Below are 19,210 nucleotides of genomic sequence, written 5' to 3' on the forward strand. Positions count from 1 at the left end.
AATCTTCCTTTCGAAAGGCTATCCCCCACTTTGAGGCAGGTTACCCACGTGTTACTCACCCGTCCGCCGCTAAGGATTCTCAATGTAAACATCTTGAATCCTCCGCTCGACTTGCATGTGTTAGGCACGCCGCCAGCGTTCGTCCTGAGCCAGGATCAAACTCTCAAATTAAAAGTTTGAACTAGCTGTTGATTACACTAGCTTTTGTTTCCGTCTTGCGACAGAAACGATTGTTTTTGATTTCTCAAAAGAATTACTTTGGTTTTTTACCTATATTCTGTTTAATTTTCAAAGAGCTTTGTTTTGTTTGCCGCTGTTCTAGCGACTTGTTTATCTTAGCACCTCCTGAATTGTCGGTGTTTCTACACAATTTGATTTGGAGAGATTAAATCACGAATACTCAATTTTCCTCGCTATTTCGGTGTTATCCATGTGATGATACACACGGTTTTGTTGACTTAGTTAAATATTGATTTCAGATAATTGATTGGGTCAAATAGGGTCTGTTTCCGAATGATATCACGATGATCACACGAATAGTTCGTATTTTCTGTGATTTTTTGACAATCCGCCTGATATGCTCCTTTCGCAGGATCGAAAAGGGGATCCCGAAGGATCTCTTTCTCCCCCATTCTCCATTTCCCCTGGCGATCAGGGGTCTTCCGTCGAATATGGGCATCCTTATCCCCCTCGCTGGCCAGTTCCGCCCCTCTAGCGAGAGCCTCCCCCTGGGATGAATCCCTCTCCCTTGAAGAGCAGGAGAAGGAAACTCATCGGTTTCTGGTGGCTTGATTCATGGCGTGCTCCCCTCTCTTTAGGGATTTCCTCTCCTTGATTCCCTTTCCCCCCTCCTTCCCTTCGAATGAGTTCTTTGCGTCCTGGGGAATATTCGACCGCATTTTTCTGCTTATATAAAGAAGGGATTCTCTTCTGCTAAAAAAAGGACCCGGATTCCCTTGGGGGAAATCCGGATCCTTCAACCTTTCGGGAATGAGGGATTACTCCTCATCCTCCGTTTCTTCAATATCTTCATTTTCTTCCATGTCCAGCTCATCCGTTTCCAGAAGCTCGTCCTCGAGCTCCAGATCAAGGACTTCATCGCTGTCGATTTCCTCCACCTCTGGGCCATCCTCGTCGCGTGAAGCGATGATTTTCGCCAAAGAGACGACCTTGCAGTCATCGGAAGTCTTCATGAGCTTAACACCCATGGCATTTCTGGAGGTGACCTTGATATCGCTGACCTTGATTCGGATGGCCACGCCCGCGGAATTCACCAGGAGCAGTTCATCCTCATTCTGGCAGGAGCGGGCTCCCACCACATGGCCGGTCTTTTCCGTCACCTTATAGGCAATGAGGCCCTTTCCGCCGCGGTTCTGCAGCTTGTAGTCCTCCACGGGGGTGCGCTTGCCCAATCCGTTTTCGGAAACCACCAGAATATCTTCCCCAGGTACCGCAATGTCAAAGGACACGCAGATATCCCCGGTTCTCAGGCTGATGCCCTTGACGCCGGTGGCGGTTCGGCCCATGGGTCGAACATCCTGCTCGTTGAACTTCACGGCATAGCCGTCCCGGGTAACGAGAATGAGATCCGCATCACCCTGGGTGAACTTCACATTGAGCAGGGAATCCCCTTCGTTCAGGTTCAGGGCGATGAGTCCGCTCTTTCGGATATTGGAGAACTCCTCCAGCGTGGTCTTCTTAATGATGCCCGAGGTCGTGCCGAAGACCAGGTAGCCCTCGGTTTCCATTTCGCTGATGGAGATCACGGATGATACCTTCTCATCCTGATCCAGCGGAATGAGATTCACCAGATTCATGCCCTTGGAATTTCTTCCCGATTCCGGAATCTCATAGGCACGAAGCTTGTAGACCTTTCCTCTAGAGGTAAAGAAAAGCAGATTCATATGGGTCGACGTCACGAAGACCCTCGACACCACATCGTCTTCCTTGGTGGTCATGGCCTGAATACCTCGTCCGCCCCGTTTCTGGGCTGAGTAGGTTGCAGCGCTGATGCGCTTAATGTAGCCATCCTCGGTGAGGGTGATGACCACATCTTCTTCGCTGATGAGGTCTTCATAGTCGATTTCATTGGCATACTTTTCAATGGCCGTTCGGCGGTCATCGCTGTAACGGTCACGGATTTCCAGAAGCTCGTCCTTGATCACACCCATGAGCATGTCATCATTGCTGATGATTCCCTCCAGGTAGGCAATCTGCTGCATTAATGCGGCAAACTCCTCTTCAATCTTGTCTCTTTCCAGTCCGGTGAGACGACGCAGTCTCATATCCAGGATGGCCACAGCCTGCTTTTCGGATAGTCCAAAGCGGGTCATGAGCTCTTCCTTGGCAATATCCGTGGTCTTGGATCCTCGAAGGACCTTGATCACTTCATCGATGTGGTCCAGGGCGATGCGCAGACCATCGAGGATATGGGCTCTTTCTTTCGCCTTGTTCAGTTCAAATAAACTGCGGCGAACCAGCACTTCTCTCTGGAATTTCACGTACTGTACCAGCATTTCCTTCAGGTTGAGAACCTTCGGCTGATTATCCACCAAGGCCAGATTGATGATCCCAAAGGAATCCTGTACTCTCGTCTTTTTGTAGAGGTAATTGAGAATGACGTGGGCATTGGCATCGCGCTTCAGCTCGATGACGATGCGCATACCATCGCGGTCGGACTCATCCCGAAGATCCGAGATGCCCGTTAACTTCTTGTCCCGAATATGTTCTGCGATGTTTTCGATGAGCTTTGCTTTATTGGTCATATAGGGCAGCTCGGTGATGATGATGCGCTGTCTGCCGTTGTGTTCTTCGATTTCGCTCTTGGAGCGGATAATCACCTTTCCTCGGCCAGTCTCGTAGGCTTCCCGGATACCGGAAACGCCCATGATGATCCCGCCCGTGGGGAAATCCGGTCCCTTGATGAACTGCATAAGCTCCAGGACAGACGCCTCAGGATGCTCGATGAGATACACTGTACCGTCAATGACCTCCCGGAGATTATGGGGAGGAATATTGGTGGCCATACCGACGGCAATACCGGAGGAACCATTGACCAAAAGGTTGGGGTAACGGGAAGGAAGAACCACCGGTTCTTTTTCCTCGCCGTCAAAGTTGTCCATGAAATCTACAGTATCCTTGGTGATGTCCCGCAGCATTTCCGAAGAAATCTTCGCCAGCTTGGCTTCGGTGTATCGCATGGCAGCCGCGCCGTCGCCGTCCACAGAACCAAAGTTTCCGTGGCCTTCAACCAGGAGATAGCGGGTGGAGAAATCCTGGGCGAGACGAACCAGAGCGTCATACACGGAGGAGTCGCCATGGGGATGGTACTTACCCAAAACGTCACCGACGATTCTGGCGCATTTTCGGTAGCCCTTGTCGTTGTAAATTCCCAGCTGATGCATGGAATACAGGATTCTTCGGTGAACCGGCTTCAGGCCGTCACGGATATCCGGCAAGGCTCTTCCGACAATTACGCTCATGGCGTAATTGATATAACTGGTCTTCATTTCTTTTCTTACGTCTATGGGTAAAATCTTACCCTCATTATTGTTCAATTATGCCGGCCTCCTATATATCCAGATTGACAACATATTTCGAGTTCTTCTCGATGAACTCTCTTCGGGGCTCCACTTTGTCCCCCATGAGAATCGTAAAGATCTCGTCTGCTGTCTTGGCGTCTTCCACTTCGGCGCGAAGCAGAATCCGATTTTCCGGGTCCATGGTGGTTTCCCAGAGCTGCTCCGGATTCATTTCACCCAGACCTTTGTATCGCTGGATGCTGATGGTGTTGTCTTTTCCGCCCAGGCGTTCGAGCACTTCTTCCATTTCCTTATCGGAATAGGCATACTCATGATTTTTGCCCTTGGAAATCTTGTAGAGCGGCGGCTGAGCAATGTAGACATGGCCCTCATCCACCAGTTCCCGCATATAGCGGTAGAAGAACGTCAAAAGAAGGGTCCGGATATGGGCACCGTCCACGTCGGCGTCCGTCATGATGATGATTCGGGAATAGCGAAGCTTCGAGGTGTCGAAGTCCTTGCCGATGCCAGCGCCAAAAGCGGTGATCATGGAACGGATGGTGTCGGATCCCAGCATTTTATCCAGCCGGGCCTTTTCCACGTTCATGATTTTTCCGCGGAGGGGAAGGATCGCCTGGAACTGACGGTTTCGGCCCTGCTTGGCCGAGCCGCCGGCGGAATCTCCCTCGACGATGTAGATTTCGCACTCCAGGGGATCCTTGGAGGCACAGTCTGCGAGCTTTCCAGGAAGGGAGCTTCGCTCCAGGACACTCTTTCGGGTCAGTTCTCTGGCCTTACGAGCAGCTTCCCGGGCTCGGGCAGCCATGAGTCCCTTATCGATGATCGTCTTGCCCACGGTGGGATTCTCTTCGAGAATGACCATGAGGGCGGCACTGACGATATTTTCCACGATTCCCCGGACTTCCGCATTGCCCAGCTTGGTTTTGGTCTGTCCTTCAAACTGAGGATCCGTCAGCTTCACCGAAACCACCGCGGTGAGCCCTTCACGGATGTCTTCTCCCGTGAGGTTTTTGTCGTTATCCTTCAGATGACCGAACTTGCGGCCATAATCATTGACGACGCGAGTCAGAGCGCGCTTGAACCCGTCCAGATGGGTTCCGCCCTCGATGGTGTCAATGTTATTGGCATAGGAGAAGATGTTCTCGTTATAACTGTCGTTGAACTGGAGACCCACTTCCACGATGTAGTCTTCCTTCATCTCCTCGATGTAGATGACGTCCTTGTTGAGAACTTCCTTGTTTCGGTTGAGGTATTCCACGAAGGACTTGATGCCGCCCTCATAGTGATAGGTTTCAAAGTTGGTTCCCTCTTCTTCCGTGATCCGCTCATCGGTGAGGGAGATTCTTAAGCCCTTGTTCAGGAAAGCCAGTTCCCGCAGACGCTGGGACAGGGTCTCGTAATCAAAGACCACTTCATCGAAGATGGTTTTATCCGGCAGGAAATGGGTGGTTGTCCCGGTATGCTCGGAAACACCCACTTCATGAAGGTCGGTGACGGTTTTGCCATAGGCAAACTCCTGACGGTAGAGCTTATTGTTTCGTCGGATTTCCACGATACAGCTCTCCGACAGGGCATTGACGACGGAAGCCCCGACGCCGTGAAGACCGCCGGACACTTTATAGCCGCCGCTGCCGAACTTTCCGCCGGCATGCAGCACGGTCATGATGACTTCAACCGTGGATTTTCCCAGTTTCTCATTGGTTCCGATGGGCATTCCCCGGCCATCATCCACCACGGTGATGGAGTTGTCCGGATGGATGGTCACCTCGATATGGGTGCAGTATCCGGCTAGTGCCTCATCGATGCTGTTGTCCACAATTTCGTAGACCAGATGGTGAAGCCCCCGGGAGGATGTGGAGCCAATGTACATGCCCGGACGTTTCCGAACGGCTTCCAGCCCTTCCAGCACCTGGATCTGGTCATCCCCATAGCTCTGCTCCACCTTGGTGGAGGACTCGATGGCCTGTCCCAGGGCTTTTTTCGCCATTTCCGCTTCGGAAACTGTCTGATCTTTCTCTATGTTCTCTTGGTTGAATTCTGTCATTCCGCTGCCTCCTCTAGTCCTCGTACCGGAATTTGGTACGTTTGGATAGTGTCTTTGATGAAATCGGAGAAAGATAAATCTTCGATTTCTTGTTCACTTCAGTAACGATCATGGATTTGGGCTGTTCCTCATTGATGCGGACCACGAATCCGTCCTCTTCGGCCAGCCGTAAGAACTGACTGGTGTCCGCGCCATACATGCAGGACTCCATGTCAAAGATCCCGATAATATCTTTCATGGGAATTACGGTATTTTCGCCCAGATGTAGAAACATTTACTCGCCTCCTGTCATGATCGTGCCATTGACCACATTAAAAAGCCTGTAATTGCCGGTGAGGTATTCTTCAATATTCTCCACGCCTGTACAGGTGATTACCGTCTGAATGTTTTCAATGGATTTTAAAATAAATTTCTTGCGGGAAAGATCCAGCTCCGACAGCACATCATCCAAAAGCAGGATGGGGTACTCCCCATTGATCTTGCGGATGATCTCCAGCGAGGCGAACTTCATGGTGAGGACCGCCGTCCGCTGCTGACCCTGGGATCCAAAATCCTTGGCATCGGCCCCATTGATGCGGATGGTGAAGTCATCCCGGTGAATCCCCGCTGAGGTGGTTCCCCGGTCCATATCCATCTCCCGCTTTCGGGAAAGCTCCTTTTTGAGGTTGTCCTGGAGGTTCCCCTCCAGACTGAAGGAGCACTTGTACTCAAAACGGATTTCTTCCTTGTTGGTGGTAATCTCCTGATGAATGGGCTGACCGTGGACATTGAGCAGATGGATGTAGTTCACCCGCTGCTTGGCGATATAGCTGGCTTCCTGGGCCAGTTTCTGATCGTAAATGTCCAGGATATTGCGGTCCACCCTTCGGGACTTGAGGAGCGCGCCCCGCTCCGCCAGGATTTGGTTGTACACCACCAGGGCATTGTAGTACCGACGGTCCAGCTGGCTGATCTCCATATCCAGGAATTTCCGGCGAAGTCCCGGGGATTCCTTGACGATTTTCAGATCCTCCGGTGAAAACATCACCACATTGAGGATCCCCAGAAGATCGCCGATCTTATGGAGCCTCACCTTGTTCACCGAAATGGACTTTTTCCCGTCGGTGAGAAGATTGATTTCAATGGTCTTGTCCAGCCGGTCTTTTTCGATGTAGACCCGAATTCGGGCATTTTCCTTTTCCCATTGGATAAGATCCTTGGACTTGGCGGTCCGGTGGGACCGGCCGAAGGCACAGTAATAAATGGACTCCAATACGTTGGTCTTTCCCTGGGCATTTTCCCCCTGGAAGACATTGACATCCTTTCCCAGTTCAATATTCAATTCTTCATAATTGCGATAGTTCATCAGGCTGATGTTTCGTATTTTCATCCAAAAAACTCCTACAATATATTATACCACATGAAAGATTTCCCTTCCATGTGGTATAAATCCCAATGCTTTTAGAAAATGAGGAGTGATTATTCGGCAGCCACCGCTGTGAAAACTTCTCCGTTAAATTCCACCCGGTCCCCCGGATAAATCTTTTTTCCTCTTCTCATTTCGACTTCACCATTGACCTTGACCAGCCCTTCCTGAATATAGGCTTTGGCCTCTGAACCCAGAGATGCCGCACCGGCCCATTTCAAAAAGGAATCGAGTTTGATGAACTCGGTATTGATCTTGATTTCCATGAAAACTCCTATCGGGCTAGCCGCACCGGCAGCACCATATATTTACAGTTGTCCGTGACGCTGTTGCGCAAGATCGTGGGACTGACGCTGGAGGTCATCTCCACAATGACTTCTTCTTCATCCATGATCTTTAGGGTGTCTAGAAGATAATTGGCATTGAAGGCGATTTCCAGCGCATCCCCATCCATGGTGACATCCACTTCTTCTCTCACCTTACCGAACTGGGAGTTGGAGGTGATGACCACTTTGTCATTCTCAATGTTCAGTTTGATGAGTCTCGAGGAACCGTCCTTGGCCATGAGGGATGCACGTTCAATGCTCTGGGCAAAGACGGTGCGCTTCACCTTGAAGGAAAGTTTGTGGTCCGCAGGGATGATGGACTCATATTTGATGAAGTTTCCAGACAGAAGCCGGGAAACCACTTTCGTATTCTTCACTTCAAAAAGAATATGGTTGTCATTAAAGCTGATGAAGAGATCCTCATCGCTGTCGCTGATGATCTTAGCCACTTCATTGAGGGTCTTGCCCGGGATAACCACGGAGACATCGTCATTGGTTTCCAGATACTCGCTCTTCAGGGCTAAACGGAAACCATCCAGGGCCACCATGTTGAGCACCTTGTTCTTCACTTCGAAGAGCACGCCCATTAGAATGGGTCGGGTTTCATCCTGGGCCACGGCAAAGGAGGTGGCACGGATCAGATTCTTGAAGACATGTTCCTTGATGGCAATGCGTTCCTGTCTTCCGATATCCGGCAGCATGGGAAACTCCTCAGCATTAAGGTACAGGAGGTTGAACTCTGAGTTTTCACAGGAAATGAGCACCGTATTGTTATCCATGGTGGCCAGTTCGATGGTGGAATCCGGAAGCTTACGGATGATTTCACCGAAGAGCTTGGAATCTATGACGATTCTTCCCTCCTCCAGGACTGTGGTGGGAATGAGGGTCTCAATGCTGAGATCAATATCGGATCCCCTCATGATAATCTCATTTCTTCCCGTTTCAATATAGATTCCTTCCAGCACCGCCATGGGCGACTTTCCCAGAATAGCTTTCTGTACGGTGGAGACGCCTTCAACCAGGTCTCTCTTTTCACATCGGAAATGCATGATAAAATCCTCCTGAATTCATTTAATGAAACATTGTTTCGTGTGTATAATTTCCTCAACATGAGCAGGCAGAAAATCCCGCATAAGAAGATAATAATAATAGATTATTTAGTAATAGTAGTAGTAGGGGCCGGTATTCTGTGGAAAACTCCCGGAAGCGCTGAGGCTCATCCGACGATGGGATTTCTAACCCTGTGGAAGGTTTTTCCGAAGAATGGTGAGTTATCCACAACTCTCCACAGGCAAAACCGGGGTCAAAAGTTATCCACATGGGGATAAACAGATTTCTTCACGGATTGTGTATTACGGGTTGTTGATCTTTTTCGTCATGATTTTGATGGCACTGATGAGGGAATCATCGGTTTTCAGTGCATCGGAGATTTTTTCATAGGCATGGATCACGGTGGTGTGATCCCTTCCCCCGAACTCGTCGCCGATCTTGGGCAGGCTCATGTCCGTGAGCTTTCGTGAAAGATACATGGCGATCTGGCGGGGATAGGCCACATTCCGGGTTCGGCGCTGGGACTTCAGTTCCTGCACGGAAAGATTGAAGTAATTCGCCACCACATCCTGGATCAGGTCGATGGTGATGCTACGGGTCTGACTGGAAGAGATGATGTCCTTCAGGGCCTCGGCAGCCAAATCCACGGTGATGTTTTTATTATTGGTCAGGGAGGAGTAGGCCATGACGCGAATCAGCGCCCCTTCCAGTTCCCGGATATTGGACTTGATTTTCGTGGCGATATACACCATGACATCGGAGGAAACGACATACTTTTCGATCTCCGCTTTCTTCTTTAAAATCGCAATTCGGGTTTCAAAATCCGGCGCCTGAATATCCGCCTGAAGTCCCCAGGCAAACCGGGTTCTAAGCCGATCTTCCAGGGTGGGGATTTCATTGGGCGGTCGGTCGCTGGAGATAATAATCTGTTTGCGGGCCTCATAGAGCTCATTGAAGGTATGGAAAAACTCCTCCTGGGTGCTTTCCTTGCCGGCGATGAACTGAATATCATCCACCAGGAGCACATCGACATTCCGGTATTTATTGCGGAAATCCAGATTTTTGTCATAGCGGATGGAGTTGATCAGCTCGTTGGTGAATTTCTCCGAGGAGACATAGACCACCTTGGCGCTGGGATTGTTGGCCTGGATATGATGGCCGATGGCATGCATGAGATGGGTCTTGCCCAGTCCTACTCCTCCATAAAGGAACAGCGGATTATAGGCGTTGGCCGGAGACTCCGCCACGGCCACGGAAGCTGCATGGGCGAAACGGTTGCTGTTGCCGATGACGAAGGAGTCAAAGGTGTACTTGGAGTTCAGCGTGCCGAAAACCTCGGGAGCCTGAACCTTCTCCTTCTCCTTTTTCTCTTCCTGTTCCTCTTGGACAGCTTCTTCCTTGAGGCCGCCCACGACGCAGTCCACATCGATCTCCTGGTTCAGGACATGTTTGATGGACTCCTTGAACAGCAGCTTGTAGCGCTGATTGATGATATCCAGGGTTAGTTCATTGGGCACATCAATCATGAAAACCCCATTTCTGATCCCGATGGGCTTCAGTCCGAGAATCCAGGTGTTGTAGCTAACCTCGGACATGATCTCTACCTTTAATATCTTCAGTACTTTTTCCCATGTTTCTTGCAATTGGGTTTCCATGTAATGTCCTCCTTGGAAAATAAAAAAATGCGGATTAGAAAATAAAATACCTGTGTGAACAGGTAATCAACAGTTTATCGACAGGATATCCCCGAAGGAAAAATGCCAGGCAATCTTGTGTATAATATTGAGGGAACAGGTGTGGATTCTGGGAAGAAAGCCATAAAAAAAGACTCATTCACAGAAAAGACGAAGATTCCCTGCACATTCCTCGATGGCGGAATCCATTGATTCCCAAGGGTTAAAAGAGTCCAATAAAGTTGTGTACATAAAAATGAACAAGTTATGCACAAATTTGTCCACAGTTGTGGATAAACCCATAATTTGAGGCGTTTCATCCACAGGTCCTATTTATAATAACACAAGTCCATGAACCAGTTCAATAAGTTATCCACAATCCGCTGGGGCTAAATCCGGGATGTTAACAGTTTCCCAGAATTCTTGACACCCTTGGGTCTCATGAGTATAATAGTGTAGTAAAATCGTAATATTAGGCGGAGTCCGGATTTTCGGGCATGCGAATAATATGAGGTAATAATCAGCAAAAGGGGGTGTCAACATGTGGATGACATTTCAGCCTAAGAAGAAGCAGGGCAAGAAAGAGCACGGCTTCAGAAAGAGAATGGCTACAAAGAATGGTAGAAACGTTCTGAAGAGAAGAAGAGCTAAGGGAAGAAAGAGATTGTCAGCTTAAGGTCGCATCATGTGACCTTTTTCTGTAATCTGCGGAAGGATTATCTCCATGAAACATGAAAAAGTAAGGAAGAACGCTGAATTTCAGACTGTCTACCGGAGAGGTAAGTCCTTTGCGAACCATCTCTTAGTCCTCTATGTTTTCAAGAATCGGAAAAACGTCCTCGACGGTGTGCCGTTCAGCAGGATCGGAATCTCCGTGAGCAAGAAAGTCGGGAAGAGCGTCGTCAGGAGTCGGGTGAAAAGACTGATCAGCGAATCGTATCGCTTGAACAAGGATCAATTCCCTGTAGGGTATGACTTTGTGATCATCGCCAGAGTAGCAAGTCATGACAAGAGCTATGCCGAGATGGACAAATCACTCAAGCACGTCTTCAAAAAGGCGGGTCTATTTAATGATGAAAAAAATACTATTAAAAGCAATCCGGTTTTATAGAAAATATATTTCGCCCAACAAGCCACCCAGCTGCCGATTCACGCCTACCTGCTCAACCTATGCGCTGGAGGCGGTGGAGAAGTATGGTGCACTCAAGGGAGGATACCTTTCTGTGAGAAGAGTTCTGCGATGCCATCCTTTTTATAAAGGAAGCCTCTATGACCCGGTTGAGTAATAGTACCTGGAGGGAAAAGCATTGTCTCAATTAAACCAACTGTTTATCTGGATTTTTGAACAGTTAAAATCTGTCGTTGAATTGTTCGTCACTGATCCCGGCAGCCAGTGGGGATTAGCCATCGTGCTGTTCACCATACTTTTCAATATCCTGATGCTGCCCGTGAACTTAACTCAGATCAAGTCCATGAAGAAACAGCAGGCCATTCAGCCTGAGCTGGCAAAACTTCAGGCAAAATACAAGAATGATCCGCAGAAAATGCAGGAAATGCAGATGAAGCTCTATAAGGACAACAATGTCAGCATGTTCGGAGGATGTCTCCCCCTGCTGATCACCTATCCGATCTTCATCGCCATGTTCGGTGTTTTCCGTCAGCTGGTCGCCGAAGGCAAACTCACGGGAATGGGATTCACGTTCCTGATTCCGGATCTTGCCGCCAACCACAACATCATTCTGTCCGTCCTGTCCGTGCTCACCATGCTGCTCTCCACCTACATCTCCACCATGAGAACCAAGGTGGCTGACAACCCGGCAGCGGCTTCCGCCAACCGGATGCAGTATGCCATGGCCGCACTTTTCGGATGGATCACATACACATCCAACTCTGCACTGGGCCTTTATTGGATCACAGGCAACATTTTCCGTATTTTCCAGTATCTCGTGATCAACGAACTGGAAAAGAAGAAAGAAGCTCAGATCATCAAGTAGGTTTTGCGATTATTTGCCAGTAAGGTGGTGTCATAATGAACAGTATGGAATTTTCAGGCAAGAATGTGGACGAAGCACTGGATGCAGCGCTGAAATCACTTAAGGTAACAGAAGATAAAATTACATATGAAGTTGTGGATGAAGGATCCAAGGGCCTTCTGGGCCTCATTGGATCAAAGCCGGCCATCATCCGGGTAACCATGAAGCCTGTGGAGCGAAATCTGCAGGAGGAAGCCAAGACTTTCCTCCGGGGGATTTTGAACAACATGGACATCATGGCGGAAATCCGGAGCAAGCTGGAAGATGGCACCCTGAAAATCGAACTGGCAGGTCCCAAAATGGGCCTGATCATCGGTTATCGCGGAGAAACCCTGGATTCGCTGCAGTATCTCACCAGCCTCGTGGTCAACAAGCACCGCGAAGGGGAGTATGTGCGCGTGGTCCTGGATACGGAAGGCTATCGCCTGAAGCGAGAGGAAACCCTGGAACGCCTGGCTGAGAAGACCGCCTACAAGGTCAAGAAGTACGGTCGTCCCATGAAACTCGAACCGATGAACCCCTATGAAAGACGAATTATTCACTCCAAGCTGCAGGCGGACGAGAAAATCGCCACCCACAGCATCGGAGAAGAACCATTCAGACGAGTGGTCGTAGAACTGCATAAGTAGGATCTGGCCTGAGCTCGTCTCAGGCTTTTTTGTTGTCAAAAACACAATCCCTCCCCTCTTTGGTGAAGTTCGTGATGAAGATCAACGATCGGCATCGAGGGAAGATCGCCCGCGGAAGATTTTCTCCGGAGAATCCCGCTGATCCTGTTACCAACCTGCCCCATATCGTGTAGAATAGAGCCAAACCACCTGAAGGAGGTGCCCCATGCGTGAATTCGAAACCATAGCCGCCATATCCACATCCCTGGGCGAAAGCGGGGTTTCCATCATCAAAATTTCCGGAGAAGAGGCCAAAGCCATTGTGGCGCGGATCTTCGTCCAAAAAAACGGCCGCAGCTTTCTAGAGGCTAAACCCTGGTATATGAATTACGGGCATATCATCAATCCCGCCACGGGAGAGCATGTGGATGAAGTGCTGGTCAGCTATTTTCAGGGACCCAAAAGCTTCACGGCGGAGGATGTGGTGGAGATCAACTGCCATGGCGGCAGAGTGGCCACCGAAAGCGTCCTGAATCAGGTATTCCTAGCCGGGGCGCGCCCTGCAGAGCCGGGAGAATTCACGAAAAGGGCGTTCCTCAACGGCCGTATTGATCTTTCCCAGGCGGAGGCTGTCATTGATATTATCCAGTCCAAGACGGAGCTGGCCATGAAGTCGGCCATGGAGCAGAGCGAAGGGCGGCTCTCCCGGGAGATCGCCGATATCCGAAGCCGTCTCCTCCATGTGCTGGCCTATATTGAAGTCACAGTGGATTTCCCGGAGGAAGATCTGGAATTCACCACGGGCCAGGAGGTCAGTGAAAAGCTAGGAGCTCTCATGGACCACGTGAAAAGCCTCTTAAGCTCGGCGGAGGAAGGGAAAATCATTCGGGAAGGCCTCAATCTCGCCATCATTGGAAAACCCAACGTGGGAAAGAGTTCCCTGCTCAATGCCCTCCTCATGGAAAATCGGGCCATCGTGACGGATATACCCGGGACTACCCGGGACATTATCGAGGAATACCTCAATATTGAAGGAATCCCCGTGAAGATCACCGATACGGCGGGCATCCGGGAAACCCAGGACGTGGTGGAAAAGATCGGCGTGGACCGCTCCAAGGGAAAAATCCAGGAGGCGGATCTCATCGTCTTTGTGCTGGATCGATCCCGTCCGCTGGAAAAAGAAGATTACGATATAATAGAATATATTGGAAATAGAAAAAGCATAACACTTTTGAATAAAACGGATCTGGAAGACAAGCTGGAACTGGAGAAGCTTCCCCTGGGCGAAGTCATTGCCGTTTCTGCCCTTAACGGGTACGGCATCGGCGAGCTGAAGAAGCGGATCAAGGATCTCTTCTTCCATGGAAGCCTGGAAATCCGGGACGTGCTGGTCACCAACCGCCGACATAAAGAAGCCCTCATGCGGGCGCTGGAAAAGATGCAGGACGCGAAAAATGCCGTGGATGCCGGGATTTCTCTGGATCTCGCCGCCATTGACATCAGTGCGGCGTGGAACTATTTTGGAGAGATCACGGGCGATACCCTTTCAGAGGATCTGGTGGATAAAATCTTCTCAGATTTCTGCATCGGAAAATAGGAGTGAAGAATTTGATAACATATCATGCAGGTAATTACGATGTGATCGTGGTGGGCGCGGGCCATGCCGGTTGCGAAGCGGCATTGGCTTCTGCTCGGCTGGGGCTAAAAACCCTCATGTGCACGATGAATATAGAAAGCGTGGCCTTTATGCCCTGTAACCCCAATATTGGAGGGACATCCAAAGGTCATTTGGTCCGGGAGCTGGATGCTTTGGGCGGCGAGATGGGGGTCAACATCGACAAGACCCTCATTCAGTCCCGAATGCTGAACACCTCCAAAGGTCCTGCTGTCCATTCCCTTCGGGCCCAGGCGGATAAAGTTCAGTATCAGAAAGAGATGCGACGGGTGGTGGAAAACACCGAAAACCTCTATCTGCGGCAAATCGAAGTTACGGATATCCTGGTGGAGGACGGAAAGGTCCAGGGAGTGACCACCAGAAACGGCGGCAACTTCCATGCGCCAGCGGTCATTCTCTGCACCGGCACATACCTGGCAAGCAAGGTGATCATCGGCGAAGCCAACTACGAGAGCGGCCCCAATGGCTTGGCCACGGCCAAGGTCCTGCCCCAGAACCTGGCGAAGCTGGGCTTCCAGATGCACCGCTTCAAGACCGGAACCCCAGTGCGGGTTCACCGGCGCAGTGTGGACTTTTCCCTCATGGAGGAGCAGAAAGGTGATGATCGGATCATCCCCTTCTCCTTTCTCCACGCAGACTATCTGGAGGCTCCCGTGGATCGGGAGCAGATCAGCTGCTATCTGACGTATACCAATGCAGACACCCATGAGGTCATTGCGAAAAATCGGGACCGGTCTCCCATGTTCAACGGAAGCATCGAAGGCGTTGGCGCAAGATACTGCCCCTCCATCGAAGATAAGATCTACCGCTTCCCGGACAAGGACAGGCATCAGATTTTCATTGAGCCGGAGGGAAAAGACACCCAGGAGATGTATGTCCAGGGCATGTCCTCTTCCTTACCCGAAGAGGTGCAGATTGAAATGCTGAAGACCATCCCGGCCTTCCGCAATATCGAAATCACCCGTACGGGCTATGCCATCGAATATGAGATGGTGGATCCCCTGCAGCTGAAACCTACCCTGGAGTTCCGGGCCATCAAAGGACTCTATGGCGCCGGTCAGATCAACGGCACTTCCGGTTATGAGGAAGCCGCTGCCCAGGGGATTGTGGCAGGCATCAACGCCGCCATGAAAATCCAGGGGAAGGATCCCCTGATCATCGACCGTTCCCAGGGCTATATTGGTGTACTCATCGACGACCTGGTGACCAAAGGAACCAATGAGCCTTACCGGATGATGACCAGCCGGGCGGAATATCGTCTGCTTCTTCGGCAGGACAATGCGGATCTGCGGCTGACGGAAATCGGCCGGCAGGTGGGTCTTGTTTCCGATGAGCGCTATGCCATCTTCCTAGACCGAAAAGAGAAGATCGAAGCGGAACTGGAGCGCCTGCAGAATCTGCAGATTACGGGAAAGAAGGAAGTCAACGATGCCCTCATGGCCCTGGGCTCCACAGAACTGAAGAAGCCCATCTCCCTCTATGAACTGATCAAACGGCCGGAACTGGATTACTTCCAGGTGGCCTTCCTGGACCCTGATCGTCCGAAGCTGCGGCTGGATATCCAGGAGGAAGTCAACATCATGAGCAAGTATGAGGGATACATCAAGAAACAGTTCGAAGCGGTGAGCCAGTTCATGAAGTATGAAAGCCGGAAATTGGATGAAATTGCGGACTACAATGACATCAAGGGCCTGCGGATCGAGGCCGTGCAGAAGCTGAACAAGATGAAACCGCTGAACCTGGGTCAGGCGTCAAGAATTTCCGGTGTCAATCCTGCAGACATCACCGTCATTCAGATTTATCTCGAGCGCAACAAAAAGCGGAAGGATGTGTAGCATGTACTTTGATCTTATGGCCAAGAGCTTGGCAGAAAGCGGCCAAACACTGACAGAGGTCCAGTATGGGCAATTTCTCCGCTATGGGGAACTGCTGAAAGAGTGGAATGAAAAGATCAACCTCACCGCCATTACGGATGATGAGGGAATCATGACCAAGCATTTCCTGGATTCGCTCACAGTGTTTCAGTTTCCGCCGATCCGGGAAGCCAAGACCCTGATCGATGTGGGGACTGGAGCGGGATTCCCCGGTCTTCCCCTGAAAATCATCCAGCCGGAGCTGGAACTGACGCTTCTGGACTCCCTGAACAAACGGCTGAACTTCCTGAAAGAGGTGGGCAGTGAACTGAAGCTGACCCATATTGACTATGTCCATGCCCGGGCCGAGGATGGAAGCCGTAATCCTCTATATCGGGACAAGTTTGACATCGCCGTTTCACGAGCTGTCGCCAATCTCACCCTTTTGGCAGAACTTTGTCTCCCCTATGTGCGAAAAGGCGGGTATTTCATTGCGCTGAAAGGTCCGGCGGTGGAGGAAGAGTTGTTGCAGGCAGAAAAGACAATTTCGCTGCTAGGTGGAAAAGTCGCGCAAGTGATGGAAGTTGCTGTGGCAGGGACGGATTTAAAGCATAACCTGGTGATTGTCAAAAAGCTGCAGGAGACACCGAAGCGTTTTCCGAGAACCTCTGCTGCCATTAAAAAACCGCTATAGGAGCAATTGTTTCACGTGAAACAATTGAGGTCTCTTGCGAGCAAGGAGGATGAAGACATGAAAAGGGTGACTATTTTTCTAACTCTTCTTCTATTCATTCTCAGTGGCGCAGCCTGCACCTCACCAAAGCAAGGGGAACCTCCGGTGAGAAAGTATGTGCTGCAGGAATCGAAGGGGGGGAAAGATCTCTGGATTTTGCTCCAGGAGGATGGCACCTTTGTGATTCATCTCGGTATCGCCATTTCCTATGAGCCAGCAGGCACATATACTGTGGAGGATCATGAGCTGATACTTCGGATGCACAATCAGGAGACCTTTCGATTTCAGATGAGACAAGATACCCTCATTCTTACCCACGTCAGTTCATCTGAAGGGCTACTCTTGGAAGGAATGCGGTTTATCCGCTCAAAATCGGATTAGTTTACTTCCTGGATTATCGATGAAGGTATGATATCCGAATACATGAGAAGTTAAGCAGAATAATGCATGGGAAGACGCTGTTTTCAGCGATCATTCAGAAGTAAAAGGGCAGAATGTTTCACGTGAAACATTCTGCTTTTCTCTTTTGATCAAATTGTTTCACGTGAAACAATTTGATGTTCACTTTCCATATGTCCCATAAGGGGTTATAATCAGAAAGAGATGTTGCGTTCATATGTGTCATGGATACAGAGGAGAAGGGAATGAAAACTGTAAGCATATTCAATCAAAAGGGCGGAGTGGGCAAGACAACCACCAATATCAATCTTGCAGCGTACATTGCCCTGAAGGGGCATCGCGTCCTGGTCATCGACATTGATCCGCAGGGAAATACCTCCAGTGGGTTAGGTGTGGAGAAAGAAAAGCTAGAGCTCACCACCTATGAGCTGCTGCTCAATGATATTTCCATACGTGATGTCATTCAAAGTGTCCCCCAGATCGATAATCTGAAGATCGTTCCTTCCAATATGAATCTGGCCAGTGCGGATCTGGAGCTGAGTTATGAGGAAAATCGCGAATCCATCCTAAAAAAGAAGATTGAAGAGGTCAAGAATGAGTATGACTATATCATCATTGACTGTCCGCCGTCTCTGGGGCTGTTAACCATCAATGCCCTGACGGCTTCCGATTCTGTGCTCATTCCCATGCAATGCGAATATTACGCCTTGGAGGGAATCAGTCAGCTGGTGAAGACCATCCAGAAGGTGAAAAAAGGACTAAATCGTAACCTGGAAGTGGAAGGCGTTGTGCTGACGATGTTTGATCCTCGTCGAAATCTGCAGTTGCAGGTGGTGGAGGAACTGAAGACTTATTTCGGGGAACTGGTTTACGAAAATTCTATTCCGCGAAATGTGCGGCTGGCAGAAGCGCCAAGCTTCGGACTGCCCATCGCGCTTTATGATGATAAAGCCAAGGGAGCGGAAGCCTATTCCGATCTGGCGGACGAATTCCTACGAAAACAGGTGAAGGAGGTATAATATGGCGAAGAAATTTGGATTGGGAAAAGGGCTGGATCTGCTCATCCCGGAAGAGGAGACTGAAAATCTTAATCTGCTTAGCATCAATCAGATTAAGCCCAATAAAGATCAGCCCCGAAAATACTTTGATGACGAGAAGATCGCCATGCTGGCAGAATCCATCAAGGAACACGGCCTGATACAACCCATCATTGTGCAGAAAGTGAAAGAGGATTATCGGATCATCGCCGGGGAAAGGCGTTGGCGAGCAGCCAAACTGGCGAATCTCAAGGAAGTTCCCGTGGTGGTCATGGATCTCACGGATTCAGCGGTACTGGAGATCTCCCTCATCGAGAATATCCAGCGTCAGGACCTGAATCCCATTGAAGAAGCCAATGCTTATCGCCGCCTCATGGCCGACTTTGGGATTACCCAGGAGACCCTGGCTCAGCGCATCGGGCGTTCCCGGACAGCCATTGCCAACACAGTGAGACTGGTGAATCTGGATGAGCGTGTCCAGGTGTTTCTCATGGAAGATCTCTTAAGCGAAGGACACGGCAGAGCGATCCTGGGACTGGAAAGTCTGGATGATCAGTATCTCTGTGCGCAGAAGGTCGTGGACAATGGTTTGAGCGTGCGGGAAACCGAGCATCTGGTGGCGGGATTCCTCAAGGAAAAACCCCTTCCCCGAAAGCACCGCGCAGATCCTTATATTAAGGATATCGAAAAGCGCCTGGCCAAGACGTTGGGCACAAAAGTCCAGCTTAAGCCCAAGGCCAAAAACAAAGGAAAAATTGAAATTGAATACTACAGTGCAGAGGATTTGGAGCGTATTCTGGATTTCCTGCAGTTGGAAGAATAGGGGTAAATT

20 protein-coding genes and 1 rRNA gene are annotated in these 19,210 nt (G+C 50.0%); 13 read left to right on the top strand and 8 right to left on the bottom strand.

The window, feature by feature from the left end; all coding sequences use genetic code 11:
• The 7 genes from KCG48_RS09325 to dnaN all read right to left on the bottom strand — a co-directional run.
• A 16S ribosomal RNA gene (locus KCG48_RS09325) occupies window positions 1–171 on the bottom strand; the annotation flags it as partial.
• Between the two features lie 827 nt (window positions 172–998).
• Complete coding sequence (gene gyrA / locus KCG48_RS09330; protein ID WP_211801576.1) at window positions 999–3,557, bottom strand: DNA gyrase subunit A; 2,559 nt, start codon at window positions 3,555–3,557, stop codon at window positions 999–1,001.
• 13 nt (window positions 3,558–3,570) lie between these two features.
• On the bottom strand, window positions 3,571–5,529 hold the full coding sequence (gene gyrB / locus KCG48_RS09335; RefSeq protein ID WP_211801794.1) for a DNA topoisomerase (ATP-hydrolyzing) subunit B: 1,959 nt from the start codon (window positions 5,527–5,529) through the stop codon (window positions 3,571–3,573).
• 70 nt (window positions 5,530–5,599) lie between these two features.
• Entirely contained in the window at window positions 5,600–5,860 is a 261-nt protein-coding gene (remB, locus tag KCG48_RS09340) for an extracellular matrix regulator RemB (protein ID WP_211801578.1), read from the bottom strand.
• A complete protein-coding gene (gene recF, locus KCG48_RS09345) occupies window positions 5,861–6,955 on the bottom strand; it encodes a DNA replication/repair protein RecF (protein ID WP_211801580.1) in 1,095 nt (364 codons plus the stop codon).
• A gap of 89 nt (window positions 6,956–7,044) precedes the next feature.
• On the bottom strand, window positions 7,045–7,257 hold the full coding sequence (gene yaaA / locus KCG48_RS09350; RefSeq protein WP_211801582.1) for a S4 domain-containing protein YaaA: 213 nt from the start codon (window positions 7,255–7,257) through the stop codon (window positions 7,045–7,047).
• A gap of 8 nt (window positions 7,258–7,265) precedes the next feature.
• Window positions 7,266–8,366 carry a DNA polymerase III subunit beta gene (gene dnaN, locus KCG48_RS09355; protein WP_211801585.1) on the bottom strand — a complete coding sequence of 367 codons (1,101 nt, stop codon included), beginning with the start codon at window positions 8,364–8,366 and terminating at the stop codon, window positions 7,266–7,268.
• Here dnaN and KCG48_RS09360 point away from each other — a divergent pair.
• Window positions 8,361–8,645 (top strand): hypothetical protein, encoded by a 285-nt coding sequence (locus tag KCG48_RS09360; RefSeq protein ID WP_211801587.1) that lies wholly within the window; start codon window positions 8,361–8,363, stop codon window positions 8,643–8,645. The two genes, dnaN and KCG48_RS09360, sit on opposite strands and share 6 nt — an antisense overlap.
• A gap of 24 nt (window positions 8,646–8,669) precedes the next feature.
• On the opposite strand, the gene dnaA is transcribed toward KCG48_RS09360, so the two are convergent.
• Window positions 8,670–10,022 carry a chromosomal replication initiator protein DnaA gene (gene dnaA, locus KCG48_RS09365; protein ID WP_211801589.1) on the bottom strand — a complete coding sequence of 451 codons (1,353 nt, stop codon included), beginning with the start codon at window positions 10,020–10,022 and terminating at the stop codon, window positions 8,670–8,672.
• 559 nt (window positions 10,023–10,581) lie between these two features.
• Here dnaA and rpmH point away from each other — a divergent pair.
• From rpmH to KCG48_RS09425, 12 genes are all read left to right on the top strand, one after another.
• A complete protein-coding gene (gene rpmH / locus KCG48_RS09370) occupies window positions 10,582–10,716 on the top strand; it encodes a 50S ribosomal protein L34 (RefSeq protein WP_031575587.1) in 135 nt (44 codons plus the stop codon).
• Window positions 10,717–10,764: 48 nt separating this feature from the next.
• On the top strand, window positions 10,765–11,151 hold the full coding sequence (rnpA, locus tag KCG48_RS09375) for a ribonuclease P protein component (RefSeq protein WP_211801591.1): 387 nt from the start codon (window positions 10,765–10,767) through the stop codon (window positions 11,149–11,151).
• A complete protein-coding gene (gene yidD / locus KCG48_RS09380) occupies window positions 11,114–11,326 on the top strand; it encodes a membrane protein insertion efficiency factor YidD (protein ID WP_211801797.1) in 213 nt (70 codons plus the stop codon). The genes rnpA and yidD overlap by 38 nt, the downstream gene beginning before the upstream one ends.
• Window positions 11,327–11,407: 81 nt before the next feature.
• Window positions 11,408–12,034: a YidC/Oxa1 family membrane protein insertase gene (locus KCG48_RS09385; protein WP_211801592.1), complete on the top strand. Its 627-nt coding sequence runs from the start codon at window positions 11,408–11,410 to the stop codon at window positions 12,032–12,034.
• 35 nt (window positions 12,035–12,069) lie between these two features.
• A complete protein-coding gene (gene jag / locus KCG48_RS09390) occupies window positions 12,070–12,702 on the top strand; it encodes an RNA-binding cell elongation regulator Jag/EloR (RefSeq protein WP_211801593.1) in 633 nt (210 codons plus the stop codon).
• A gap of 32 nt (window positions 12,703–12,734) precedes the next feature.
• The gene (locus KCG48_RS09395) at window positions 12,735–12,875 is read left to right on the top strand and encodes a hypothetical protein (protein WP_211801594.1); all 141 of its coding nucleotides are present in this window, start codon (window positions 12,735–12,737) and stop codon (window positions 12,873–12,875) included.
• Window positions 12,876–12,907: 32 nt separating this feature from the next.
• Entirely contained in the window at window positions 12,908–14,278 is a 1,371-nt protein-coding gene (gene mnmE, locus KCG48_RS09400; RefSeq protein WP_211801596.1) for a tRNA uridine-5-carboxymethylaminomethyl(34) synthesis GTPase MnmE, read from the top strand.
• 11 nt (window positions 14,279–14,289) lie between these two features.
• A complete protein-coding gene (gene mnmG, locus KCG48_RS09405; RefSeq protein WP_230977082.1) occupies window positions 14,290–16,191 on the top strand; it encodes a tRNA uridine-5-carboxymethylaminomethyl(34) synthesis enzyme MnmG in 1,902 nt (633 codons plus the stop codon).
• A gap of 1 nt (window position 16,192) precedes the next feature.
• Window positions 16,193–16,903 (top strand): 16S rRNA (guanine(527)-N(7))-methyltransferase RsmG, encoded by a 711-nt coding sequence (gene rsmG / locus KCG48_RS09410; RefSeq protein WP_230977083.1) that lies wholly within the window; start codon window positions 16,193–16,195, stop codon window positions 16,901–16,903.
• 57 nt (window positions 16,904–16,960) lie between these two features.
• Window positions 16,961–17,323, top strand: a complete 363-nt coding sequence (locus KCG48_RS09415; RefSeq protein WP_211801600.1) for a hypothetical protein — start codon at window positions 16,961–16,963, stop codon at window positions 17,321–17,323.
• A 263-nt stretch (window positions 17,324–17,586) separates the two neighbouring features.
• Window positions 17,587–18,360: a ParA family protein gene (locus KCG48_RS09420; RefSeq protein WP_211801603.1), complete on the top strand. Its 774-nt coding sequence runs from the start codon at window positions 17,587–17,589 to the stop codon at window positions 18,358–18,360.
• 1 nt (window position 18,361) lies between these two features.
• The gene (locus KCG48_RS09425; protein WP_211801605.1) at window positions 18,362–19,201 is read left to right on the top strand and encodes a ParB/RepB/Spo0J family partition protein; all 840 of its coding nucleotides are present in this window, start codon (window positions 18,362–18,364) and stop codon (window positions 19,199–19,201) included.
• The last annotated feature ends 9 nt before the right edge of the window (window positions 19,202–19,210 follow it).

This window comes from Proteiniclasticum sediminis, from assembly GCF_018128025.1.
Classification (GTDB): domain Bacteria; phylum Bacillota; class Clostridia; order Clostridiales; family Clostridiaceae; genus Proteiniclasticum; species Proteiniclasticum sediminis.